Origin of the sequence: Ruegeria sp. HKCCA5491, assembly GCF_013034565.1 — a bacterium.
In the GTDB taxonomy this organism is placed as follows: domain Bacteria; phylum Pseudomonadota; class Alphaproteobacteria; order Rhodobacterales; family Rhodobacteraceae; genus Ruegeria.
Map to the genome: position 1 here is coordinate 12,494 of NZ_WQGG01000007.1, position 23,964 is coordinate 36,457.

At 58.1% G+C, this 23,964-nt stretch carries 23 protein-coding genes, 1 tRNA gene and 1 pseudogene; 11 read left to right on the forward strand and 14 right to left on the reverse strand.

Going from position 1 to position 23,964, the window contains the following annotated elements:
- On the reverse strand, window positions 1–411 hold the full coding sequence (locus GOV88_RS10525; RefSeq protein WP_171124215.1) for a DoxX family protein: 411 nt from the start codon (window positions 409–411) through the stop codon (window positions 1–3).
- Between the two features lie 98 nt (window positions 412–509).
- Complete coding sequence (locus tag GOV88_RS10530) at window positions 510–1,190, reverse strand: type 1 glutamine amidotransferase domain-containing protein (protein WP_171124660.1); 681 nt, start codon at window positions 1,188–1,190, stop codon at window positions 510–512.
- A 287-nt stretch (window positions 1,191–1,477) separates the two neighbouring features.
- On the opposite strand from GOV88_RS10530, the gene GOV88_RS10535 reads away from it, so the two are divergent.
- On the forward strand, window positions 1,478–2,062 hold the full coding sequence (locus GOV88_RS10535) for a TetR/AcrR family transcriptional regulator (protein ID WP_171240395.1): 585 nt from the start codon (window positions 1,478–1,480) through the stop codon (window positions 2,060–2,062).
- A 121-nt stretch (window positions 2,063–2,183) separates the two neighbouring features.
- Here GOV88_RS10535 and GOV88_RS10540 read toward each other — a convergent pair.
- Window positions 2,184–2,260 (reverse strand) — tRNA-Arg (locus GOV88_RS10540).
- A 114-nt stretch (window positions 2,261–2,374) separates the two neighbouring features.
- Between GOV88_RS10540 and GOV88_RS10545 the strand changes: the two genes are divergently transcribed.
- Entirely contained in the window at window positions 2,375–3,400 is a 1,026-nt protein-coding gene (locus tag GOV88_RS10545; RefSeq protein ID WP_171124211.1) for a LacI family DNA-binding transcriptional regulator, read from the forward strand.
- 4 nt (window positions 3,401–3,404) lie between these two features.
- The gene (locus GOV88_RS10550) at window positions 3,405–4,616 is read left to right on the forward strand and encodes a winged helix-turn-helix domain-containing protein (RefSeq protein ID WP_171240396.1); all 1,212 of its coding nucleotides are present in this window, start codon (window positions 3,405–3,407) and stop codon (window positions 4,614–4,616) included.
- 3 nt (window positions 4,617–4,619) lie between these two features.
- On the opposite strand, the pseudogene GOV88_RS10555 reads toward GOV88_RS10550, so the two are convergent.
- Window positions 4,620–5,308 (reverse strand): annotated as a pseudogene (locus GOV88_RS10555) (fumarylacetoacetate hydrolase family protein).
- Window positions 5,309–5,421: 113 nt separating this feature from the next.
- Window positions 5,422–5,850 (reverse strand): homoprotocatechuate degradation operon regulator HpaR, encoded by a 429-nt coding sequence (gene hpaR / locus GOV88_RS10560; RefSeq protein WP_171123943.1) that lies wholly within the window; start codon window positions 5,848–5,850, stop codon window positions 5,422–5,424.
- A gap of 237 nt (window positions 5,851–6,087) precedes the next feature.
- Between hpaR and GOV88_RS10565 the strand changes: the two genes are divergently transcribed.
- A complete protein-coding gene (locus GOV88_RS10565; protein ID WP_171240397.1) occupies window positions 6,088–6,858 on the forward strand; it encodes an HpcH/HpaI aldolase/citrate lyase family protein in 771 nt (256 codons plus the stop codon).
- Window positions 6,859–6,862: 4 nt separating this feature from the next.
- Here the strand turns inward: GOV88_RS10565 and GOV88_RS10570 are convergent, their stop codons facing one another.
- Complete coding sequence (locus GOV88_RS10570) at window positions 6,863–8,005, reverse strand: DUF3095 domain-containing protein (protein ID WP_171124202.1); 1,143 nt, start codon at window positions 8,003–8,005, stop codon at window positions 6,863–6,865.
- Between the two features lie 142 nt (window positions 8,006–8,147).
- Here GOV88_RS10570 and GOV88_RS10575 point away from each other — a divergent pair, with 142 nt between their 5' ends.
- The 4 genes from GOV88_RS10575 (at window position 8,148) to GOV88_RS10590 (ending at window position 12,542) form a co-directional block, all read left to right on the forward strand.
- On the forward strand, window positions 8,148–9,320 hold the full coding sequence (locus GOV88_RS10575; protein WP_171240398.1) for an MFS transporter: 1,173 nt from the start codon (window positions 8,148–8,150) through the stop codon (window positions 9,318–9,320).
- Window positions 9,321–9,343: 23 nt separating this feature from the next.
- Window positions 9,344–10,378, forward strand: coding sequence for a glycosyltransferase family 4 protein (locus tag GOV88_RS10580; protein ID WP_171240399.1), 1,035 nt, complete (start codon window positions 9,344–9,346; stop codon window positions 10,376–10,378).
- A gap of 111 nt (window positions 10,379–10,489) precedes the next feature.
- On the forward strand, window positions 10,490–11,512 hold the full coding sequence (locus GOV88_RS10585) for an aspartate-semialdehyde dehydrogenase (RefSeq protein WP_171124196.1): 1,023 nt from the start codon (window positions 10,490–10,492) through the stop codon (window positions 11,510–11,512).
- Window positions 11,513–11,663: 151 nt separating this feature from the next.
- A complete protein-coding gene (locus GOV88_RS10590; protein ID WP_171240400.1) occupies window positions 11,664–12,542 on the forward strand; it encodes an endonuclease NucS domain-containing protein in 879 nt (292 codons plus the stop codon).
- A 69-nt stretch (window positions 12,543–12,611) separates the two neighbouring features.
- Here the strand turns inward: GOV88_RS10590 and GOV88_RS10595 are convergent, their stop codons facing one another.
- From GOV88_RS10595 to GOV88_RS10625, 7 genes are all read right to left on the reverse strand, one after another.
- Entirely contained in the window at window positions 12,612–13,658 is a 1,047-nt protein-coding gene (locus GOV88_RS10595; RefSeq protein WP_171240401.1) for an ABC transporter ATP-binding protein, read from the reverse strand.
- On the reverse strand, window positions 13,658–14,905 hold the full coding sequence (locus GOV88_RS10600) for a hypothetical protein (RefSeq protein WP_371808232.1): 1,248 nt from the start codon (window positions 14,903–14,905) through the stop codon (window positions 13,658–13,660). Before GOV88_RS10600 ends, GOV88_RS10595 begins: the two co-directional genes overlap by 1 nt.
- A 5-nt stretch (window positions 14,906–14,910) precedes the next feature.
- The gene (locus tag GOV88_RS10605; protein WP_171124188.1) at window positions 14,911–16,119 is read right to left on the reverse strand and encodes a carbohydrate ABC transporter permease; all 1,209 of its coding nucleotides are present in this window, start codon (window positions 16,117–16,119) and stop codon (window positions 14,911–14,913) included.
- Window positions 16,119–17,351 carry a sugar ABC transporter permease gene (locus GOV88_RS10610; RefSeq protein ID WP_171240403.1) on the reverse strand — a complete coding sequence of 411 codons (1,233 nt, stop codon included), beginning with the start codon at window positions 17,349–17,351 and terminating at the stop codon, window positions 16,119–16,121. The genes GOV88_RS10605 and GOV88_RS10610 overlap by 1 nt, the downstream gene beginning before the upstream one ends.
- 66 nt (window positions 17,352–17,417) lie before the next feature.
- Window positions 17,418–18,773: an ABC transporter substrate-binding protein gene (locus GOV88_RS10615; RefSeq protein ID WP_171123920.1), complete on the reverse strand. Its 1,356-nt coding sequence runs from the start codon at window positions 18,771–18,773 to the stop codon at window positions 17,418–17,420.
- Complete coding sequence (locus GOV88_RS10620) at window positions 18,770–19,924, reverse strand: LacI family DNA-binding transcriptional regulator (RefSeq protein ID WP_171240404.1); 1,155 nt, start codon at window positions 19,922–19,924, stop codon at window positions 18,770–18,772. The genes GOV88_RS10615 and GOV88_RS10620 overlap by 4 nt, the downstream gene beginning before the upstream one ends.
- 306 nt (window positions 19,925–20,230) lie before the next feature.
- Window positions 20,231–20,881, reverse strand: a complete 651-nt coding sequence (locus GOV88_RS10625; RefSeq protein WP_171123916.1) for a carbonic anhydrase — start codon at window positions 20,879–20,881, stop codon at window positions 20,231–20,233.
- Between the two features lie 150 nt (window positions 20,882–21,031).
- Here GOV88_RS10625 and GOV88_RS10630 point away from each other — a divergent pair, with 150 nt between their 5' ends.
- The 3 genes from GOV88_RS10630 (at window position 21,032) to GOV88_RS10640 (ending at window position 23,596) form a co-directional block, all read left to right on the forward strand.
- A complete protein-coding gene (locus GOV88_RS10630) occupies window positions 21,032–21,415 on the forward strand; it encodes a hypothetical protein (protein WP_171240405.1) in 384 nt (127 codons plus the stop codon).
- Window positions 21,416–21,479: 64 nt separating this feature from the next.
- On the forward strand, window positions 21,480–22,862 hold the full coding sequence (locus GOV88_RS10635) for a M17 family metallopeptidase (protein WP_171240406.1): 1,383 nt from the start codon (window positions 21,480–21,482) through the stop codon (window positions 22,860–22,862).
- Window positions 22,859–23,596 carry a C40 family peptidase gene (locus GOV88_RS10640; protein WP_171240407.1) on the forward strand — a complete coding sequence of 246 codons (738 nt, stop codon included), beginning with the start codon at window positions 22,859–22,861 and terminating at the stop codon, window positions 23,594–23,596. The genes GOV88_RS10635 and GOV88_RS10640 overlap by 4 nt, the downstream gene beginning before the upstream one ends.
- Here the strand turns inward: GOV88_RS10640 and GOV88_RS10645 are convergent.
- Window positions 23,593–23,943, reverse strand: a complete 351-nt coding sequence (locus GOV88_RS10645; protein WP_171123908.1) for a DUF2794 domain-containing protein — start codon at window positions 23,941–23,943, stop codon at window positions 23,593–23,595. The two genes, GOV88_RS10640 and GOV88_RS10645, sit on opposite strands and share 4 nt — an antisense overlap.
- Window positions 23,944–23,964: the final 21 nt, after the last annotated feature.

The window sequence follows — 23,964 nt, forward strand, 5'->3', positions numbered from 1 at the left end:
TCAGGCGGCATATGCGTTGTCTGATTTTGACAGCAAAGTCAGATCAAGCGGCCTTTTTGGGCTGGCTCCGGCAAGGATGAGTGTTCCAGCCAAAATCCCAAGGTTTTTGACAAAATTCTGAACCTCATGCTGGCCTTGGACACCTTCAAAATTCCAAAAGTCATGCAGGCAAAAGTTCACCAAAAGGATATAGGCAACAAGGCCAAAACTGGCCGCGCGAACAAAACGATTGAACAGTAGCAAAAGCGCACCTGCAATGTTGGCAACTCCGGCCACCACCAGCAACGGCACTGGCGCGGGGACGTTATGCTGCTGCATCAGCGCAACATGCATATCAAATGCAGCGAACTTCATCAGTCCGGGGATGAGGAAATAGACGGCTAGAAGGCATCGACCAAGTGTTATGCTCATGATATTGCGACTTCCTAAATTACGTAATTGCAAATTTTGCTAAGGTTTCCAGCCTGAATCGAAAAGACGGGGCCGCTGTTCACCGCCCCGCTTTTTGATCACGAATTCACGGCTGCGATTAGTTTTTCCGCAGCGCCTTCAGATGAGGCCGGGTTCTGACCAGTGATCAGCAAGCCGTCCTGCAAGACATAGGGCGCCCAATCTTCACCACAGGAATATTCGCCCCCATTGCTTTTGAGCATATCCTCAACCAGGAATGGGACGATTTTGGTCAATTCAACTGCTTCCTCTTCCGTGTTGGTGAAACCCGTAACCTTTTTACCGGCAACCAGCGGATTGCCGTTGCCGTCTTTCACGTGTTTCAGAACGCCGGGCGCATGGCATACCAGCGAAACCGGTTTTCCAGCCGCATGGAATGCTTCGATTAAGGCAATCGACTGTGCGTCTTCGGCCAAATCCCACAACGGACCGTGCCCACCCGGATAGAAGACCGCATCAAATGTGTCATGGGCGACATCAGCCAGTTTAACGGTGTCTGCAAGTTGCGCCGTGGCATCGGCATCAGCTTCGAACCGCCGAGTCGCATCTGTCTGGAAACCTTCTTCGGCGCTTTTAGGATCAAGCGGAGGCTGACCACCCAGCGGAGATGCCAAGGTGATTTCCGCGCCAGCATCTTTGAAGACGTAGTAAGGCGCAGCCAGCTCTTCGAGCCAGAAACCGGTTTTTAGCCCGGTTTCACCGAGTTTGTCATGCGAGGTCAGTACCATCAGGATTTTCATGTTCTGCTTTCCAAGTTGGGTCAATTCAGTTGGATCGTGCATTCCACCTGCACCGCGACCGGGGGCACGCCCCCGCGTTCATCGCGGCAAAGAGGGTCTTGGGCGACTCACCTACGCCAAACTAGACCGGTCGTCTAGTAATTTATTTTTCAAATCTTTGGCAAAAAATTTCATACTTTTGCCAAATATCTCAATTCTTGGTCGACCTATTGTACGTTCGCGGCTGGAGTATTAGACTATCCGTCTATCATGGAAGCAGACCTGAACCGGGTAAGAAGGCGGGGCAGATGAATACGCGATCTAACATTGTAACCGCTGGCCAATCCCTGATCGGTCAAAAAGGTTTCAGCGCCGTTGGCCTTGCAGAAATCCTAAAAGCTGCAGGTGTACCGAAAGGCTCGTTCTATCATTTCTTCGAATCCAAGGATGCGTTTGGCGTGGTATTGCTAAACGAGTACTTTGAATCCTACCATGCAAATCTGGATCATCTCTTTGCGAAACAAGGGCTTACAGCGGCTGAGATGTTGATGCTGTATTTTTCGAACTGGCGCGAAAATCAGGGCCTTGAGGATTGCGAAAGCCGGTGCCTGGCTGTGAAGCTTGGCGCGGAGGTATCGGATTTCTCTGAACCGATGCGGAGCGCACTAAAAACTGGAACAGACGGTATCATCTCTCGCCTCGCAACTGTCGTCCAAGCGGGCGTGTCAGATGGGTCCCTTCGCGTGTCTCAGACCCCAACTGCTGTGGCAGCCAGTCTGTATTACTTGTGGTTGGGGGCCAGCATCATGGTCAAGATATCCAAGTCGCATGATCCATTTGAAATTGTGCTGACAAACACACGGCAAACTCTGGGTATAGGCGCATCTAACTAGGGGATCTGCGCACAGTTCTGGGTCTGAGGGCGGCTTACCTTTCAGCGGACGAACCCGACCTAAGGGTGCATGCCAAGAGCGGTTAAGCGCAACGCTGCAAGCCAGCAAGCCATTATTAAGCTGGCGACCCCGGCAGGATTCGAACCTGCAACCTGCCCCTTAGGAGGGGGCCGCTCTATCCAGTTGAGCCACGGGGCCGCGCAAGGCTCTCTCTACCTGTGTTTTTTCTGGTTGTCATGGCCTTTGCACAACAGTTGTAAATTGCGCGCTGTTCACGCTACCATTCCACAAAACAACAACGCAGGTACCCCAGTGACGACAGATACAAAACGCCCGCTTACCCTTCGTGATGTCTCTGAGGCGTCCGGTGTATCCGAGATGACGGTTAGCCGGGTATTGCGAAACCGGGGGGACGTGTCTGACGCCACCCGAACCCGGGTCTTGGCCGCTGCAAAAGAACTGGGCTATGTGCCGAACAAAATCGCAGGCGCGTTGGCATCAAGCCGGGTCAATCTGGTGGCTGTCATTATTCCATCGCTGTCCAACATGGTTTTCCCGGAAGTTCTGACAGGGATCAATCAGGTGTTGGAAGATACCGAGTTGCAACCCGTGGTCGGCGTCACCGATTACCTGCCGGAAAAAGAAGAAAAAGTTCTGTACGAGATGCTTTCGTGGCGGCCCTCAGGCGTGATCATCGCCGGGCTGGAGCACACGGACGCGGCCCGCGCCATGCTGGATTCTGCGGGCATTCCAGTGGTCGAAGTCATGGACACCGACGGTAAACCGGTGGACGCGATGGTCGGGATTTCGCACCGTCGGGCCGGGCGCGAGATGGCGCAGGCGATCCTTAAGGCTGGCTATGAACATATCGGGTTCATGGGCACCAAAATGCCGCTGGATCACCGCGCGCGTAAGCGGTTCGAAGGGTTCACCGAAGTGCTGGGCAAGCACGGCATCGAAATCGAGGATCGAGAGTTCTACTCTGGTGGCTCGGCACTGGCCAAGGGGCGCGAGATGACGCAAGCCATGCTGGAACGCTCACCTGAATTGGATTTCCTGTATTATTCCAACGATATGATTGGCGCAGGTGGCCTGCTTTACTTACTGGATCAAGGCATTGATGTGCCTGGCCAGATCGGCTTGGCTGGGTTCAATAATGTCGAGCTTTTGCAAGGTCTGCCGCGCAAGCTGGCCACGATGGATGCCTGCCGGTTGGAGATCGGGCGCAAAGCGGCCGAGATCATCGCCACGCAACTTGCCGATCCGAACGCCGAGGTCGACACCCGCGTGACCTTGACCCCCAAGATCAGCTATGGCGACACGTTGAAACGACGCTGACCTGATGGCGCTTCGTCAACTGGACAACCGAACAGCGCGGGCCGTGTTCCTGGATCGGCACGCCCTTCTTGAGCCGCCGACGGGCAGCGCCAAGGGGACCGCTCTTCTGGACCTGATTCAGCGGTTGGGGTTTGTGCAACTGGACAGCATCAACACGGTGGCTCGCGCCCATGACATGATCCTGTTTTCGCGCAGGCCCAGCTATCGCGCGAAGAATCTGAAACACCTGTACGAACGCGACAGGGCATTGTTTGAACATTGGACACATGACGCCGCGGTTATCCCCATGGAGTATTACCGGCATTGGCATCTCAGGTTTCAACGAGACGCGGATATGTTGAAGTCCCGGTGGAAGAACTGGCGCCGGGACGGGTTCGAACAGCGGTTTGAAACCGTCTTGCAGCATATCCGTGACCACGGGCCAGTGTCGTCGTCAGACGTCGGCAAGGACGAAAAGAAAGGATCGGGCGGCTGGTGGGACTGGCACCCATCCAAAACCGCGCTGGAGTTCCTGTGGCGGTCCGGGGCGTTGACTGTGATTGGGCGACAAGGGTTTCAGAAACGCTATGACCTGACAGAACGTGTGATCGACGACCATCTTTGCCCCGGCAAGCTGCAGGTAGACCCGGAAGAAACCGTTGATTGGTTGTGCAATGCGGCGATGGACCGATTGGGGTTTGCAACCTCGGGCGAACTGGCCGCGTTCTGGGACACGGTAAGCACCACAGAAACCCGGGAATGGTCTAAACAGGCTCTAACAAAAGGAGAGTTGGAGGAAATCGAAGTCACCTGTGCTGATGGAAGGACGCGCAGGATGCTCTCACGGCCCGGCTCCGAAGACGTAAATCACTTGAACAAACCGCCGGGCCGTATCCGAGTGCTTAGTCCGTTCGACCCCATGCTTCGCGATCGTAACCGGGCGGAAAAGCTGTTTGGGTTTCACTACAGGATCGAGGTGTTCGTACCTGCCCCAAAGCGGACCTACGGCTACTATGTGTTTCCACTGTTGGAAGGTGACCGAATGATCGGTCGCATCGACATGAAGGCCCACCGCGACGACGACGCATTGCGAGTCAGCGCTGTGTGGCCGGAACGGTCCGTCCGTTGGTCTGCGGCACGGACGGGTCGGTTGGAATCCGAGCTCGACCGGGTGCGCAGATTCACCGATCTTGGCCGCGTAGAGTTTGCGGAAAACTGGCTAAAAGACCCTATTTAGGGTCTATTCTGCCGCAGAGAGGGTCAAGCTTATGGGTTGCAAGCCGTCAATCGTACCCGCCAGCCTGTCACCGGGTTGCACCGGCCCAACGCCCGCCGGGGTGCCCGTCATGATCAGATCACCGGGGCGCAGATGGTAATAGCCTGAAAGATGGCTGATGATTTCGTCGATCTTCCAGATCAGCTCGTGCAGCGTTGCGTCCTGACGCACATCGCCATTCACGCTTAGAACGATACGCTTGTCGTCATCCGGCGACCAATCCGCAGCGGGTGTCAGGGGGCCAAAGACTGCTCCGTTCTCAAGGTCTTTGCCCAGATCCCAGGGCCGCTGCTTGTTCCGCTCTTTTATCTGCAAGTCCCGGCGGGTCATGTCCAATGCGCAACCATAGGCATATACGGCGTCTGCGGCCTCTCCTCGGGACGCACGAAAGACGGGTTTGCCGATCGCTACGGCCAGCTCCATCTCGTGATGAAAGTTGTCTGTCCCCGGCGGGAAGGGCACTGTGGCACCGGACAAAACCGCATTGGCTGCGGATTTCGTGAAATAGAACGGTGCTTCGCGATCAACCTCGTGGCCCATCTCGGCCGCATGCGCCGCATAGTTCCGTCCAACACAGAAAACGCGGCCCAACGGGTAAGGGGTCGAAAGCCCTCGACCGGGATTTCAAGCGGTTTTGGTAGCGAAAACGGCATAGCGACCCCTTTATCTGGCAACAACAGCGCATCTTAGAGGACAAACCACTGGGGGCAAGCAGGTGAACCGCCTGTTGGAAATGACGTCCTAAGTTCAGATCCCCGTGAATGGGCTAAAGGTCATGCAGCTCGTTCAACAGGTCCAGCAATGCCTCGTGCCGCTTTTGGCCCAGTTGGTCTTTGATTTCTTCGGCAAGACGTATCATCACTTCGATATTGTCCTGAATAATCCGCTCACCCTGCGCCGTGACCTCGACAATCTGACGGCGCTTGTCGCCGGGATTAACCCTGCGCCGGATCAAACCCTTGGCTTCCAGTTTTTGCAATATCCGCGTAAGGCTGGGCAGCAGAAGACAGGCGCGCTCGGCGATCCGTGTCGGCTCCTGCGGGCCCTCCTCTTGCAGGACACGCAGGACACGCCATTGCTGTTCAGTCACGCCTGCATCTGACAGCATTTTGCGAATAGGTCCCATGACACGCTCCCGCGCCCGCAGCAATGCTATGGGCAATGAGCGTGACGTAAGTGGAAAGTCATTGGGCATAAGGAATCTTGGACGAAATCTCATCAGACTGCAACTCAGCCGAAGTTTATTAAATACGCCTTATTTAGAGACTGTTTAAGATTTTTGATGAGCGCTAACGCGATGGGCTCAGCGCGAACCGTTATGGGCGGTGATCTGCCATGCGCTTTTGGGCTGGTCAAACTCGGAACCACTGGGAATGATGCTCTCAAGGTTCGATCGCCGCACTCGCCACATCACGGATGAAAAGGTTCCAACATGCCCGCCCCTACAAACACCTTTAAGCTGGCTTTGCAAAATGGCGACAGATTGATCGGCTGTTGGAGCAGCTTTGCCGAGGCCGTCACGGCCGAAATCATGGGTACGGCCGGGTTCGACTGGCTGGTGATTGACGGAGAACATGCGCCAAACGACATCCGGTCTGTGCGCGATCAACTCATGGCGTTGTCGTCCAGTCCCACCCATCCCGTTGTCAGGGTACCCGTGGGCGACACCGCATTGATCAAGATGGTTCTGGACGCCGGGGCGCAGACCATTCTTGTTCCCATGGTTGAATCCGCGCAACAGGCGCAGGAACTGGTGCGCGCCTGCCGCTATCCACCACAGGGCGTGCGGGGGGTCGGGGCCATGGCGTCACGCGCGACGATGTATGGAACGACCACCGATTACATCCAGACTGCGGACACCCAGATTTGCCTGCTGGTTCAGGTTGAAAATCGCGCCGGAATCGAGGCTCTGGACGAGATTCTGAAGGTTGAGGGCGTCAGCGGCGTGTTTATCGGACCTGCGGACCTGTCCACGGATATGGGCCATCAGGGTGACAGTACCGCACCCGAAGTCCGTGCCGTAATTGCCGATGCCATGACGCGGATCAGGGCTGCGGGCAAGGCTCCGGGCATTCTGGGCACGACGGACGAGGCCAGTCAGGCCTATCTGGATATGGGCGCGCAGTTTCTGGCGGTTGGCATTGATGTCATGTTGCTGACCCGGGCTGCACGCGCACTGGCTGCGCAATGGAAAGGGAAATAACGCCTCAGCCCTGCATGGCGGCTGCCGCTTGCGCATAGCCGCCGGATGCGCCGTCAATAAAATGAACGTGGTCGTCGCGCGTGGCCGAGGGGACAAAACAGGTCATCATCGCCTCATCTTGCGCATGCAGACCATAGCGGATCTTTCCCTGACCACGGGCCTGTTCGAGCATTATTCGGATTTGCGATAGCGTCGCCTCGTCGCAATCCAGTGTCATCTTCAATCCGTCGTCGAACTTCCGGTAATCCGCGTTACGGCTGACCATTTGTTGATAGTGTTCGGGCTGGAAGTCACCCATGGGTCGCCCGACCTTGAACAAGAGGTAAATCAGCAGATTTTGTGCCAGCAACCCAAGTTTTTGCAAAGTGAGATTGCGACCCCGTCGCGACACATGCGCGTCGATATCCAACCCCGGCGGAGGCCAATTCATTGGCGGGCCGTTCACAGGCACAGGATGTCCCGCCCGCTCTAACCCTTCTGAGGCGACCAGAACAGATTGCGCCAAATCCGCAAAATCGCTCTCAGTCGCTTGCGCAGTCGGCTCGATCACCAAAGACACGATCTGACCATGGGCCGCCCTGATGTTTGACCAGCGACAGGACAGGCCCGTTAGATCCGGTTGCGCGCCCGGTTCCGCGACAGGCACAGCAAACGCACCCGCTTTCATCTGCGCCTCGGCCCAGGCCAACCCACCGCCCGAGAACATGGCATAGTCCACGCCATCGGACGGCGCGTAGCGGGCGACACGCAAATCCCGATCCGACGCCCGGATTTCGGCAACGGGCATCAACGCGGCGCGCAAAGATATTCCGAATTCGTCCTCGGCCCAGCGCCGCAAGGCAGCCAACGTGGATCGGGCGTCGTCAGCCGCACTAGCGGGGACGGCAAACCCTGCGCCGTCGCCGCCAAACACATAGGGGAAGTCGCTGCCCTTCATGGCGTTGATCATGGCTGAAATAACCGCGGCGCCGACCATATTCACGGTCTTGTAGCGGCCTTTGGCAATTTCGCCCGTTGAATCGACAATATCCGCCACCCCGACGACCCAATTGTCAGGAAGGGCTGAAAACTGCACGGGGTCGGCAAGCCGGGCAAAGTCGCGCAGCAAAGGAAGACTGTCATAAAACGCGGCCTGAGCGTCTTTCATAATCGCCTCGATCAGAAATCACCTCCTAGGGTAGTGCGATTGCGGTTGCTGTCCCGTGAAATCGTCACGACACACGTGCTTGTGTGCGGCGATTGTACGTGCCAATCAGGGGCGGTCAGCCGTTGGGGAAGAGGGGCGATACATGAAGGCAGGATTGGTGGTGTTGTGTCTGGGCTATGTGCTCAGCCAGTTTTTTCGTGCTTTCCTTGCCGTTCTCAGTGTCGATCTTGGCCGCGACACAGGGGCCACGCCCGAGGACCTAGCCTTTGCCTCGGGCCTTTGGTTTTTGATCTTTGCCGCCATGCAGCTTCCAGTGGGTTGGGCGCTGGATCGGGTCGGCCCGCGCCTGACGGCCGCCGCACTTTTACTGATCGGAGGTGCCGGTGGGGCTGCATTGTTCGCAATCGCTTCTACGCCCTTCCACGTTGCCATCGCGATGGGGCTGATCGGGGTTGGCTGTTCACCGGTCCTGATGGCGTCTTATTACATCTTCGCGCGTGAGTTTCCCCCGGCGCGCTTTGCGACGCTAGCCGCGCTGATGCTGGGTGTCGGGTCAGTGGGTAATTTGGTGGCCTCATATCCCACCGCACTTGCCGTCGAATTGATGGGCTGGCGCGCAACCATGTGGGTGCTGGCGTTGTTCTCAGGCGCGATTGCGCTGGGTATTCTGACTACCGTGCATGACCCCAAACGGGTTGAAACAGACCACAAGGGTTCGGTTCTGGACCTAGTGAAACAGCCCGCTTTGTGGGCGATCCTGCCGCTGATGCTGGTGGCCTACGCGCCTTCGGCGGCTACGCGCGGGCTTTGGGCCGGACCTTACCTGAGCGATATCTTCGCCCTCAGTACCACGCAAATCGGCACGGCGACGCTGATCATGGGAGCCGCCATGATTGCCGGGACCTTTACCTATGGGCCGCTCGACCGGATTTTAGGCACGCGGAAATGGGTGATCTTTGGCGGCAATGCGCTGGGGGTGATCGCTTTGTCACTGCTGTGCCTGTGGATCGACAACAGCGTCTGGGTGTCCATCGTATTGATTTCGATCATTGGCTTTGTGGGGGCCAGCTTTCCAGTCATCATGGCGCATGGCCGCGCCTTTGTACCGCCACATCTTGTGGGCCGAGGCGTAACCCTGCTGAACCTGTTCGGGATCGGTGGCGTCGGCTTCGCGCAGTTCGTCACCGGCCGCATCCATGCGGCCACAGTGGACATCAGTCCAAGCGCACCCTACACAGCGATATTCGGCTTTTTCGCGGTCACGCTTGCCATTGGCTGCGTGATCTATCTATTCAGCCGGGACAGCGTCGACTGACGCTGAAACCGTCAGGAGCAACCATGTCCGACCCGCGCGTTATCGCCCCCAATCTGAAACGCAGGCTTTCAGGCGTAACGGCGACGATTGCGCGGTTGGTGCCGTTGCAAGTGCAGTGGATCGACATAGCCGCCACCGGCCCCGGCCTGCCTGCCGACATTCCGCATATCCCGCTGAGCCGCCTGCCCTTTTTGTCGCGTAAATCCCTGCGTGTCTGGCATGCGCGCCGCAACACCGAGATGCTGTTGGGTCTGTTCCTGCGCAACATCCTGCGCCTGCGGTTGAAGCTGCTATTCACCAGCGCCTCGCAGCGCAGCCATTCGGGCTATACCAAATGGCTAATCGGCAAGATGGACGCCGTGGTGGCCACCTCGCGCAAGACCGCCGGGTATCTGGATCGGGACGCGCAGGTCATCATGCATGGCATCAACCTGCAGGATTTCACCCCGCCCGAGGATAAGGCGGCGGTTCGTACCCGCTTGGGTCTGCCGGATGGTCTGTTGCTGGGCTGCTATGGCCGCATCCGCCAACAGAAAGGCACCGACGCTTTTGTCGATGCGATGATCGAGCTGTGTGGCCAGTTCGATGACGTCCACGGCATCGTCATGGGCCGCGCCACAGAAAAGCACACCGCCTTTCTGGCCGAGCTGAAAGACAAGGTCGCGGCTGCGGGCCTGTCCAACCGCATTCTGTTCATGCCCGAAGTCACGATCGACCAGATCGCCGAATGGTATCAGGTGCTGGACCTATTCATCGCGCCCCAGCGGTGGGAGGGATTCGGCCTCACCCCGCTGGAGGCGATGGCCTGCGGCGTGCCCGTCGTGGCCACTGATGTCGGAGCGTTCTCGGAAATCGTCACCGACCCTACGCTGGGCCGTATCATCCCGCCGGGCGACATCCCCGCCATGGTGGACGCCAGCGCCCAAATGCTGAAAAACCATGATTCCCTCACCCAATCCGGCCGCGCTGCCCGTGCCCATGTCGAACAGAATTTCGACATCAACGGCGAAGCAAAGACCCTTGTTGCCCTCTACGAACGGCTTCTGACCGAAAACTGAGGCGATGCGCCGCGTCAAATCGGTGTCATTGGGTGAAATATGCCCCGAAAACTCTTTTTTCTTTGCTGCAACGCGGCTATGAACGCGCGTCCTTAACTTTGGAGACATGAAATGGGCTATCGCGTCGTTGTCGCCGGCGCCACGGGTAACGTGGGCCGCGAAATGCTGAACATCCTGGCGGAACGCCAGTTCCCCGTCGATGAACTTGCTGTTCTGGCAAGCCGTCGTTCGCTGGGAACCGAAGTAAGCTTTGGCGACAAGACACTGACCACCCAGGACATCGACACCTTCGACTTCACCGGCTGGGACATGGCGCTGTTCGCCATCGGCTCGGACGCGACCAAAGTCTACGCGCCCAAGGCGGCCGCTGCGGGTTGTGTGGTGATCGACAACAGCTCGCTCTATCGCTACGACCCGGATATTCCGCTGATCGTGCCGGAATGTAACCCGCAGGCGATCCACGACTATAAAAACAAGAACATCATCGCCAACCCCAACTGCTCGACCGCGCAGATGGTTGTCGCGCTGAAGCCGCTGCATGACCGCGCCAGGATCAAGCGCGTTGTCGTCTCGACCTATCAGTCGGTGTCGGGCGCGGGTAAAGACGGTATGGATGAGCTTTGGGATCAGACCAAAGCCATCTACAACCCCACCACCGAGGTTGAGCCGAAGAAGTTCCAGAAACAGATCGCCTTCAACGTCATTCCGCAGATCGACGTCTTCATGGAAGACGGCTCGACCAAGGAAGAGTGGAAGATGGTTGTCGAGACCAAAAAGATCGTCGACCCGTCGATCAAAGTCACAGCTACCTGCGTCCGCGTTCCGGTGTTCGTTGGCCACTCCGAGGCCGTGAATATCGAGTTCGAGGAATTCCTGGACGAGGATGAGGCCCGCGACATCCTGCGCGAGGCCCCAGGCATCATGGTGATCGACAAGCGCGAAGACGGCGGCTACGTCTCGCCGATCGAATGCGCGGGCGATTTCGCCACGTTCATCAGCCGCATCCGTCAGGATTCGACCATCGAGAACGGCATCAACCTGTGGTGCGTGTCCGACAACCTGCGCAAAGGCGCGGCCCTGAACGCTGTGCAGATCGCCGAACTGCTGGGCCGTGAGGTTCTGAAAAAGGGCTGAGGTTCGGTAAACCTGATCAAGGCCTTTAAGACACACCCCGCCATGAAATTGGCGGGGTTCTTTTTTTGAAAGAGAATTTATCTTTCCATCCTGGCGAGTTAAGCCGTTACCCTGCTTCTGAACTCATTTTGGCATGCAGGTGATCGCAGTAATGGTACCCCCAAGATCCTTCTCAAATGGTATTGAGATTGAAGACGTGGAAGGTGGCCTTTTCGTGCATCAATACGACGAGGCCTACATCGCGCGAAACTGGGATCTTACCCCACCCGTAGAGCATCTGATCGAAACGGCACTGACCAGTGACTTGACCTGTATGATCCGAAACGATCATCCGCGCCGCAACGCGCGTTGGCCCAACCCGCGGGGCGTTGTCTATCTCGCCTTTTCACCATCCAGAGACAATCAGTGGTCTCTCGCTATTGATACATTTTCAGTCGCACGCGGCGACTATGGCCACGCCGTGTTCAACGGAAAGTACCATGAACAGTTTGTAGCGAGCGGCCTTTCCTTCGAGTTCGAGAAGCGCAACAAGACGGCAGGTCATCTGGTTGTTTACCGTGACAGGGTTATCCAGACACTCGAGCATCTGGCGGAATTTGATCACTCTGTCCTTTCTCTGAACCGAAAACCTCATACCGGCGAAGGATTTACTACTGAGTATGTCATCCAGCGCGAATTACTGTTGAACTGGTCCCAAACGCCGTGGAGCGCACGCTACGACGTTTATCAGGATGAATATCCGCTGGACGGCGGCCTGAATTCGCGGCGGATCGATATTCTCGCCCGAGACCGTTTGAATGGCGATTGGCTGATCATCGAACTGAAACGTGCCGAAGCCAAGCCGGCAGCAATACATCAGGTCTCGGACTATTTGCTTGCGCTGGGCAGGTTGGACGGCTTCGCAAATGGACAACTGAGGGGCGTCCTTGTTGCCGAACGCATTTCAGAGGATGTTCGATCCATAGGCAGGTCCGAAAACATAGACATGTACGAGGTCAGTTGGCCGCTGAAACTGAAGCAAGTGGGCTAGACACAGCCCGAAAGGATCGAAGGGCGAAAGACAGTGGCTGCGCCCATTCGACAGGCGCAGCCACCGCGATTACAACGCCTGCCCCTCCCCATCAAAAAACTGCAATTTCTCGGGCGCGAAATGCAGACCGATCTGCGCCCCGGCCTTGATTTCGGTATCTCCCCCAAGGCGAACGGTGACTTTTTCTTCGGTGCCGCAATCGACGATGATGAACATGTCGGCGCCAAGGTATTCGACAACCTCGACCACGCCGTCGCTGTGGCCTGTGCCCGGTTCGACCACGCTGATATGTTCGGGGCGGATGCCCAGCCGTGTCGCCTCGCCCGTCCGGTCAAATGGACCGCTGCCGCCGTTTTCCAAACGGAACTGATCCCCGGCCACGGTACAGGGCAGGACGTTCATCTTTGGGCTGCCGATGAACTGCGCCACAAACAGGTTGGCCGGGCGTTCATACAGCTCGCGCGGGGTGCCGACCTGTGCGATCTTGCCGAACTCCAGCACCACGATTCGGTCGGCCAGCGTCATCGCCTCGACCTGATCGTGGGTCACGTAGATCATGGTTCGGTTCAGGCTTTGATGCAGCTTGGCAATCTCATAGCGCATTTCGACCCGAAGGGCGGCATCGAGATTGGACAGGGGTTCATCAAACAGAAACGCGGTCGGGTCGCGTACGATGGACCGACCGATGGCCACGCGCTGACGCTGCCCACCGGATAGGTCCTTGGGGCGGCGTTCAAGATAAGGCTCTAACTTGAGGACTTCAGCCGCTTTTCCGACACGCTCGGCGATATCGGCCTTGGACACACCCGCCACCTTCAGCGAGAACCCCATATTCTCGGCCACGGTCAAATGGGGGTACAGAGCATAGGACTGAAACACCATCGTCAGCCCCCGTTTCGAGGGCGGGTGGTCGGTCACATCCGCCCCGTTGATCAAAAGCCCCCCGCGCGAGATATCCTCGAGCCCGCCAATCATGCGCAACAGGGTGGACTTGCCGCATCCCGAGGGGCCGACAAAGACGACAAACTCACCTTTTTGAATCTGCAGGTCGATCCCTTTGATCACCTGCACCTCGCCGAACCATTTCTCGACGCTTTTGAGTTCGATGCTGCCCATCAGTTCCTCCCTGCCCAGTGCAGCCAAACGGCGGCGGTCCATGTGAATGAATTGCCACCTGCGGGACCTCCGGTGAGCGGATCAAAATACTCGGCAAAGCCATGTCCGGCGATCAGGCGCGCGGTTTTCAGGCGCAGAGCTTCGGCTTCGACCCCGTGGCCCATTTCAGCCAGTCCAAAACCGGTCAGCATGTTCATGAATGCCCATGTCGGGCCGCGCCAGTATCGGCGTTCGTCGAATTTAGGCATGTGCGGGTCATAGCTGGGAATCGGATGCGGTACCGTGGTCAGAACCGTCTTGACCCGGTCCAGCATCCGGGCCGATTCAATTCCTGCGTACCAGCACAAATAGCTTGCGTTAGAGACACTTTCTGCCCATTCGCCAGTATGCGCATCCCGCGCGTCAAACGCGCCCAGCGCCTCATTCCAAAGGGATCGCGCACCAGCCTCAAGCCGATCAATATCGGCGCTGAGACCGTCAGCCTCAAGCCCGAGATCATTGCTCACGGCCAGCAGATCGCGGGCAGCGCGCAGGGTGGTGAAGCTCATGGTCGGATCGGCCACGCGAAACGGATTCACCTCTAGCAGCTTCGCCTGATCCCATCCCGCCTCACGGCCGATATTCACCAGTTTGATGTAGCGGTCGTAGTCGTATTTCGTCGGACGGTCGGCGCTGTTGACATGGCTGGTATCACGGCGCTGATATTCACCCACGTCCGAGGCATCAATTGCCGCCATCGTATTGTCCCAGTCGGGGGCATTGTCGCGCCCGGCCTCCCACGGGTGGGTGGTGCAGACCGCGCCGTGATCGTCCAGCCGCCACGCCATGATCCAACGGTGCCAGGCCAGCATCTTGGGGAACAGCGCCCGCATCCGTTCTTTGCCTGCCACCGGATCCATATCCACTACCCGCCGCGCCATTGTTGCCGCCAATGGAGGTTGAATGATCCCCGAAGACGGGATCGGCCCCGTTCCGCCCCACACGTCCGGTCCTGGAAAATAGCCCGGATCGGGCTTGTGAAACAGGATATGCGGGACCATGCCGTCCGCCCATTGACCCGAGAACAGCGTCTCAAGCTCAACCCATGCGCGGTTGATGTCGAACTCGGCAAAACCCAGCGCAGCAACCGCGCTGTCCCAGTTCCATTGGTAGGGATACAGTCCGCTGGTGGGGATCGTGTAGCCGCCCCTGTCATTGGCAATCAGGATATTGCGAGCCGATTCACTCGGCGTAGTATAGTAGTTCATGTCAGTCATCCTTTGACCGAGCCTGCCGTCAGGCCCTTGGTCATGAACCGTTCAAGCCCCAGAAACAGGGCCATGATCGGAACGGTGGCAATCACCGCGCCGGCCATCAGGTGTTGGCGGGGAATCTCCGAGGAGTTCAGCATCGTAACGCCTCGGGTCAGGGTGAATTTCGACGGGTCGTCGAGCAGCATGAAGGCCAGCAGGAACTCGTTCCACGCAATCATGAAGACATAAAGCGACACCGACGCCAGCGCAGGCAGGCTAAGCGGCAGGGTGATCTTCCAAATCACCGCCAGCCGCGACAGACCATCCATCAGACCGGCCTCTTCCACTTCGGTCGGCAGACCCCGGAAGTAACCTTGCAGCATATAGAGCGCGACCGGGATCGTGGTAACCGGGTAGATCATGACAATGCCCAGGATCGAGTTGCGCAGACCCGTCAGCGAAAACGCGATGTAAATCGGCAGCGCCAGAACGATCATCGGCACCATGTAAATCAGCAGGATCGAGCGTGAGAACGCCTTTTGCCCTTTGAACCGAAATCGCGCGACGGCATAGGCTCCGGGAACGCTGAACAACAGGGTGATGAACACCGTCAGGACTGACACATAGAACGAGGTCCACAGGTAAGTGCCGAAATTGAAGTCTCGGAACAGCTCCGAATAGCTGCGAAACAGCGCCCAGCCTTGCGACAGGTCAACCGAGAAATCCAACGGGTTCTGCAATAGGGCCTGTTGCGATTTCAGGCTGGTCATCACCATGACATAGAAAGGGATGACGACAATGGCGGTGAAGAAAATATAGCCGAAGCCGGTGCAGAACCGGATCACGGCGTCTTCAAATTCGTGGCGGGTGAGCTCACCTAAGGGCGTGTCCCGCAGGATCGCCGCCAGAGACAGGTGCGTAACAATGGCCATAGCAAGAACCGTGACCAATACGGCCTGCAAAGACGTATCCGAGCCGATCAGGACCGGGCCAAATCCGGTCAGGGCAGACAAGCCCAACAGGGCCGAGATCCCCAACCGCGCCGGTGCACGCTGTGCCGGAAACCGGACATAGACCAGCCCGGCCAAAGCCCCCCAGATCAGGCAGAGCAAGACCTGCGGGCGAAACGCTGCCCCGGTCGAAAACGACATGGTGATGGCGACAGTGGTGGCAATCACAACCAGCCAGAGCGCGCCCAGAACCGGGCCGGTGATATATCCTTTGCGCATCACAGACCCTCCTCTCGGCTGATGAAGCGGAAGAAGACAAAGCTGAAGGCGATCAGGCACATCAGGATCACAACGGCCACCGCTGCGCCTGCCCCGATATTGGAAATCGCGAATGCCTGTTCATAGACATTCACGGTTAGGGTGCGCGTGCCCGCATTGCCGCCGGTCAGCAGGAAAATGTCGTCGAACTTGTTGAACGTCCAGATAAAGCGCAGCAGGAACAGCACCGACAGAATGCCCAGCAGTTGCGGGATGCTCAGCAGCCAGAACTTCTGGAAGGGCGACGCCCCGTCCATATCCGCCGCCTCATACATGCTGGAGTCGATGGACTGCATCCGAGCCAAAATGAAAAGGAAGGACAGCGGGAAATAGCGCCAAATCTCAAACACAGTGACCATGATCAACGCCAAAGGCCGCTCGCCGAAGAAATTAATTGGCTCGCTACTCAATCCCATTTGCACCAGCAACGCATTGGCCGAGCCTGAGAACGGGTCAAACAGCGTAACCCACGTAAAGGCCACCGCGATCACCGGTGCGACGTAAGGAAACAGGTAAAGCCCCCGGATGATACCCTGCCCTTTGAAACTTTTGTTCAGCAACAGAGCCGCAAACAGACCAATCACCAAGGCTCCGATGGTACCGAAAACCGTGTAGAACAGCGTGACCCAAAGAACGCCCCAGAACTCATCCCCGTCGAATACGCGAGCATAGTTTTCCAAGCTGAACTGGAAATCGGTCAGAACGCTTGGCCCGCTGCCGGTGACGCCGGGTTCGGACCCTTCGATCGCGTCTTCAAAGGCGTCAGGGTCTCCGTCCACGGTGACCGGAATTCGAATGCGTTCGCGCTGACCTCCTTCCAGAGTGCCGAAATCACAGAACAAATCCGGCCCGTTCAGCACGCAAGGGGCGGAAACTTCGCCCACCGTTACACCATCGGGCAATACATCTGTCACGGTCACGCCTTCAATGGCGATTTCCTGGCTTGAATTGCGCACGCGGTATTCGATCCGCAGATCCTCGCCTGATCCGCGCAGGCTTTCGCGCACAACGGGCGCAGGCGGGCGCAGGTCAGACAGGGTGAACGGCTTGAAACTGATCCAGAAGATCGCCAGCAAGGGCAGGATCACCACAAGCGATACACTGATCACGGTTGGGGAAAGCAAAGCCCAGGCCAGACGCGCCTCGCGTTTGGCAAGCGCCCCGGTTCCGGTCGGTGGGGTGGCCGAAGACATAGGTGGACCTCAGAGGGTTAGGTGCAGCGGCGCGCACGCCGCTGCAGATACCGGTCAAGCAGGGGTCTACTGAACCTTGGCAAGTTCTTCGTTCATCGCGGCCACGGCAGCGGCGGCGTCGATTTCATCGTCGATATATTGACGCACGATCCGGTTGATGACCTGAGAGTTGATCATCTTGGACGCCAGCGAAAGCTGCCCTTCGGCCACGCCCCAACGCTGCGCAACGTCCAAACCGCCGACGATCTCGTCGATCATCGCCTGATCGTATAGCTCACCCAACGGGGCCTTGCGATCAACGCCCACGGGCAATTCCGCCCACGCTTCGGCAAAGGCCGTCGGGTTGTCGGCGTTACCGCGACGCACCGGGAACTTGCCTTCGGGCGCGATGGACAGCGTCTGGGTATAGCCATCATCCATGGCGAATTTCACAAACTCCATCGCCGCGTCAGTATCGGCGTCATTGGTGATCCCGAAATACCGCACATCCCCCCATGCTGCGCCGTCCGGGTTGGATGGTCCAGAGAAGTTGGTCACAATCCCCGTTTTCGACGCCAAATCGCGCGAGGTCGGGTCATCGGTGATGGTGGGCGGCGCGCTGTCGCGTAGACCTGCCAGTTCATCCAGAATGAACGGCGACCAGATGATCATCGCGGCTTTGCCATCGAAATACAGCTCGCGCGATTGCTTCCAGAACAACTCGCCCGGAGGCGAGGCTTTGGAAATCGCCTTGTAAAAGTCCAGAACTTCGGTGGTTTTGGCCTCATCCAGCGGCTGGAACCCGTCCGGGCCAACGGGCGAAACGCCGTTGGCGAGGAAGACATGCTCCAACACCTGGCTCATGAAGTTTTCGTCAACCTTCGTGGCCGAGACAAATCCGTACATTTCCGGCGGGTTGTGCAACTTGTCCAACGCAGCCAGAACATTGGCATAGGAACTTGGGGCTTCCAGACCAGCCTCGTCGAACAGGTCCTTGCGGTAGACGACCATCTGGGTCCAGCCATCAACCGGGACCGAGGCCGTTTCACCATTGAACGCCGCCATTGCCAGCGCCCCGGGGGCGAATGTGTCCGCGCCCAGTTCCTCGATCACCTCTGTTGCGGCTTCGGTATCCAGGATACCCGCCTCGGCCCAGGGCAGAGCGTATTGCAGTGTGTGATAAACGACGTCCGGCAGATCACCGGCAGCAAAGGCCGCGGTTGCACGCGTACCCAGATCGCTTTCGGTGACAGGGATCACTTCGACTGTCGTTCCCGTTTCAGCTTTGAACTGGTCGGCCATCTCCTGCTGCTTGGCCAGACGTTCGGGCTGTTCCTCGGTGGTCCAGAAGCGGATCGTATCCGCCTGCGCCGACAGCGCGCCAAGCATCACTGCCAGCGACGTGCCCAGCATCAGGCGGGACATCTTGGGTGTAAGTTTCATGATCGGTCTCCCCGGTTATGATTATTGTCAGTCTGTATTATGCGCGCCAGTTCCTGTGGCGTTCGTGTTGGCGGTCCGTCCGATCCACCCTCAACCAGGGTGGCTTCGGTCAGTTCGCATAAACCTGCGGGGTCGTCGCCCCGGATTTGCCGGATCAGCATCGTCGCCAAACGCTGTCCGGCCATGTGTGAATCTACCGCAAAGCTGGTCAGAGCCGGGCGCGCGTACCGGGATTCGGGAATGCCGTCATAGCCAATGATGGACACGTCACGACCGATCTCAAGCCCCAGATCCTGCGCGACCGGGTAAAAGCCCAAGGCCGCCAGATCGGTGGCAAAGACAATTGCTGTCGTGGGCTGTTCGACCTGCATCAAGGCCATGGCCTGCGCAGCGCCTTCATCCCGTGTTCTGGCCCCGTCCCGGATCAGGTCGGGGTCCAAGGGCAATCCAGCCTCGTGCAGACCTTCGGCATACCCATCGCGGCGCAGGTGGCTGTAGTTGAACTTGAGGTCACTGCCGACATAACCAATGCGCGTATGTCCAAACCCGGCCAACCGCAAAACCGCCTTGCGCATCGCCGTTTCACCGGCGATATCGAACCAAGAGGTTTCCTCCCACGTGTTCGGCTGCCCATACCCGGTACGGCCATACAGGATGTGGGGAACCCCAAGGCTGCGCAAAAGGCCGATCCGGGCGTCCTTGACTGCGGTCCGGGGCAGAATGAAACCATCCGCTTTGCGTTCTTCGAACAATCTGCTGAGGACTTTCAACGTGTCCCGTTCCGAGGTCGCGGTCGAAATCGTCATCGTCCAGTCAAGGTGACTTGCAGCCTCGCACGCACCAGCCAGAAAATCCTGCAGGAACGGGTTGTGACGATCAGGTTCGTCGCTGTTCAACACCATCGCAATCGCACGAACCTGCCCGGTACGGATGGCCTGCGCATGGCTCAGAGGTCGATAGCCCAACTTGCGCGCCGCCGTTTCCACCCTGGCGCGGGTCACAGTCGAAATATCAGAATACCCGTTGAGCGCCCGCGACACAGTGCTTTTAGACAAGCCCAGATGCGCGGCCAATTCATCAAGCTTGACGCGCCCAGAAACCGAGGGGCGATCTGCGGTGTCCCGCGGCCGATGTGAAAGATTCGCTGTCATTGATTGCAATTTTTTGTTCCGAAACCGGTTTCGGCAACGAAAAAGTTAAAAAAAGTGCAGAATGGCTATTTTTTTGGCTTCTTCTTATTGGGAAATCGCCCCGCTGGGCCGTCGCAAACGGACGAACGCCTTTAATTTAACCAATCAGGATTGCGTTTGAAGTAATGTCCCAGGTGGTCGGACCACACAATTTACGTATCGACCGACCTGAATCGGTTCAGGCTGGGTGCGGTACGTTGGACAAAAAAGGGCGCGGAATCGGCAACCTGATCCCACGCCCGTCAAATTGAAAGAACCTTCGGCGGTTTAAACGACGACGAACTTCTTCGCCTGCGGATCATAACATTGCAGTCCGCCTTCACCGATATCGGTCCACAATCCATGCAGGCTGAGCGAGCCATCCTCGACCGCCGACGACACAAACGGGAAGGTCATCAGGTTTTCCAACGAGGCCACAACCGCTTGCCGTTCAAATTGACGCGCTTGCTCTGCCCCGTCTTCGACATCAGAAACAAGTTCGTATTTCGGTTTCAGGATATCCATCCAGCGGCCAACAAAGCTTTCTTTCGCTTCCAACTGCGGGGCCTGTCCCTTGCACATGTCAATGCACCCCTGAACCCCGCCGCATTGCGAATGGCCCAGCACGATCAGATGCGCCACTTTCAGCGCAGTTACGGCATATTCGATTGCCGCGCTTGTGCCGTGGTGGTCACCGTCAGGGGCGTAAGGCGGAACAAGGTTGGCGATATTGCGGTGAATGAAGAACTCACCCTGATCAGCCCCGAAGATCGAAGTGACATGAACCCGACTATCGCAGCACGAAATCACCATGGCGCGCGGACGCTGTCCCTCTGTAGCAAGACGGCGATACCAGACCTGGTTCTCGGAATAAGTGGTGGCTTTCCAGCCATGATACCGTTTGACCAGATAATTCGGCAAAGGCTTGGCATGATCCATGTTCGTGTCCCTGATTTGTTCGCTGTGGGCTGCTCTAGCCCGAATTCGAGGAAAATTCGAGCAATTATCCCTCAGGAACGCAAGGTTTTGCAAAGAAGTTCTCGGTCAAAGTCGCCTTGTACCGTGGGGGTATAGTGAATTGGGGAATAAGTGGTGGAAAATATTTTCACGCTTGAACACAAGGAAACTGTCCGACTGGACCCGGACCGGGTGAACGGGTTGTATCGGCAGCTTGGAGAAAAGAATGCACTGGACGTGTTGTGCCGCACGGTCAAGGAGCTGGCCGTTCGCCTGTCGAATTGCGAACGGTTCTGGCGGCAGCGCGATTGGACCGGGCTGCGAAAATGTTCGCGGTCGTTGGTGGCAATAGCCGACCAGGTCGGCATGACAGCAGTGGCTGGTGTCGCAGATGACGTCGCCCGAAACGTAGATGCAGGAGATGCGGTCGCCACGGGCGCCACCCTGTCTCGTCTGATCCGCGTGGGCGAGAAATCCCTGACGGTGATCTGGGATCAGCAGGACCTTTCTGTCTGACAGGGGCTTGCAGATGGAATGTGGGCGGCTAGGCTGGGCGCAAATCGAACCAGCCGAGTTACCCATGACCCTGACCTTTGCCTCGCCCTCAGACAATTCTGTCCCGCTGCACGTGATCGCCCAACCCGATCTGGATGATTGGGTAAAGGATCAGCCTGATGCCGTGCAGAACTGGGTCACGAACAACGGGTTTACGGGGGCGATGGGCCAGACCTTGTTGGTTCCCGGAACGGACGACGCGCCGCTTTACGCTTTGGCGGGGTATGGCAAACCCGCAGGCCGCGCCCGCAAGCGTTTTCCACTGGCGGCTGCGGCAGAGGCGCTGCCGAAAGGCACCTATCACATCGCTTGGGGCGTTCCCAAGGACGCTCTGGAAACTGAATGCTTTGGCTGGTTGATGACCGGATACGCATTTGACCGCTATGCCAGTCAGTCGCCGGCCAAAGCCCGGCTGGTTGCCCCCGACGGCATTGATGCCGCGCGTCTTGAGGTTCTGGCCAAAGCCGAAGCCCTGATCCGGGATCTGGTCAACACCCCCGCGTCGGATATGGGGCCAGAGCAATTACAGGCCGCCTCCGAGGGCCTCGCGCAGGAATTCGGCGCATCCTGTTCGGTGATCGCAGGCGATGCGCTGCTGGATCAGAACTTTCCGATGATCCACACGGTTGGCCGCGCTGCCGCGCAGGAACCGCGGCTGATCGAGATGAACTGGGGCACAACAGGGCCAAAGCTGACCTTGGTCGGTAAAGGTGTGTGCTTTGACACGGGCGGTCTGAACCTGAAACCCGGCGCGTCGATGGGGTTGATGAAGAAAGATATGGGCGGTGCCGCCAATGTTCTGGGGCTGGCCCGTATGATCATGGCGCTGAAGCTGCCGCTGCAACTGCGGGTTCTGATCCCCGCTGTCGAGAATTCGGTGTCCGGAAACGCCTTTCGGCCCGGCGACATTCTGACCTCGCGCAAGGGCCTAACGGTCGAGATCAACAATACCGACGCCGAAGGTCGCCTTGTTCTGGCAGACGCGCTGGCGCTTGCGGACGAAGGGACACCAGACCTCGTGATCTCGATGGCGACGCTGACCGGCGCTGCGCGGGTGGCCGTGGGAACCGATCTTGCGCCCTATTTCACCGACAGCGACAACGCGGCAGACGCGCTGACCCGCGCGGCGCGCAAGGCCGCCGATCCGGTCTGGCGCATGCCGTTCCACGACCCGTATGAAGGGTTGATCGAGCCGGGCATCGCCGATCTGGACAACGCCCCGGCCGGTGGGTTTGGCGGTTCCATTACCGCCGCGCTGTTCTTGCGTCGCTTTGTAGGCGACAGCCGTTACATGCATTTCGACATCTTCTCATGGCAGCGCAGCAACGAACCCGGTCGCAGCAAGGGCGGGTTTGGCCAAGGGCCACGCGCCTTGTTGACGGCCTTGCCCGAGATGCTGGACCTATGACACGCCAACGCATCATCCAACCGGTTACCGACCTGTTGCGTGAGCCGGACGGTCCGCGCGACCGACAGTTGCTTTTTGGTGACGCTGTCGAGCTCTCAGAACGGGCAAACGGCTGGAGCCGGGTCATCGCAGAAAAAGATGGCTATGCCGGCTGGGTCCGCTCGGAACAGCTTGGCCCGGACCTAAGCGCAACGCATTGGATCACGGCACCAGCCACCCACGCCTATGCTCGGCCAGACATGAAAAGCCCCGACCGGACCTCTTTGAGTTTTGGAAGCAGGGTTGCGGCCACGTCCGAGGTAAATGGCTTTCTGGACACAGAGCTTGGGTTCATCCCGACCGTTCACGCCAAACATGTGGGCGTTCCGCTGACCGATCCTGTTGCAGTAGCCGAACTTTTTCTGGGCACACCCTATCTTTGGGGCGGAAACAGCCGGTTCGGGCTGGATTGTTCAGGACTGGTTCAGGCCGGGCTGCTAGCCTGCGGACAACCCTGCCCAGGAGACAGTGGCGATCAGGAGCGCGAACTTGGTCATCTGCTGCCGCAGGGCACCCCTCCTCAGCGCGGCGATCTGCTGTTTTGGAAAGGGCATGTGGCCTGGGTTTATTCCGAGGATATGCTGCTGCACGCCAATGCTTTCCACATGGACGTGACGTTTGAGCCAATGGAACAGGCGATCACGCGCATTCTGGAACAGGGTGACGGGCCGGTGACGGCCCATAAGCGGCTCTAATCAAGGTCAACTGAACGGATCAGCTTACGCTCAAGCACGCGCAGCACCGTGCGCAGATCGTGGCCGCGTTTCAGGATTCGGCCATCCATGCCCACGACCGAATACATCCCTTGTTTCTGTCGAAGCCGGGGGTGTTTCTCGACCCGATAGATGGGATGTTCCGCAGTTCGGCGAAAGATCGAAAACACGGCCATGTCCCGCAAGTTGGAAATACCGTAATCGCGCCATTCTCCGGCGGCGACCATCCGGCCGTAGACGGACAGAATATGGGACATCTCATGCCGGTTAAACGCGACGGGCATCTGGGCCGAGTTTGCAGAGAACCGGCTGGGAGGCTGCATGTTCATACCCCAAGCCTTGCCGGAAAA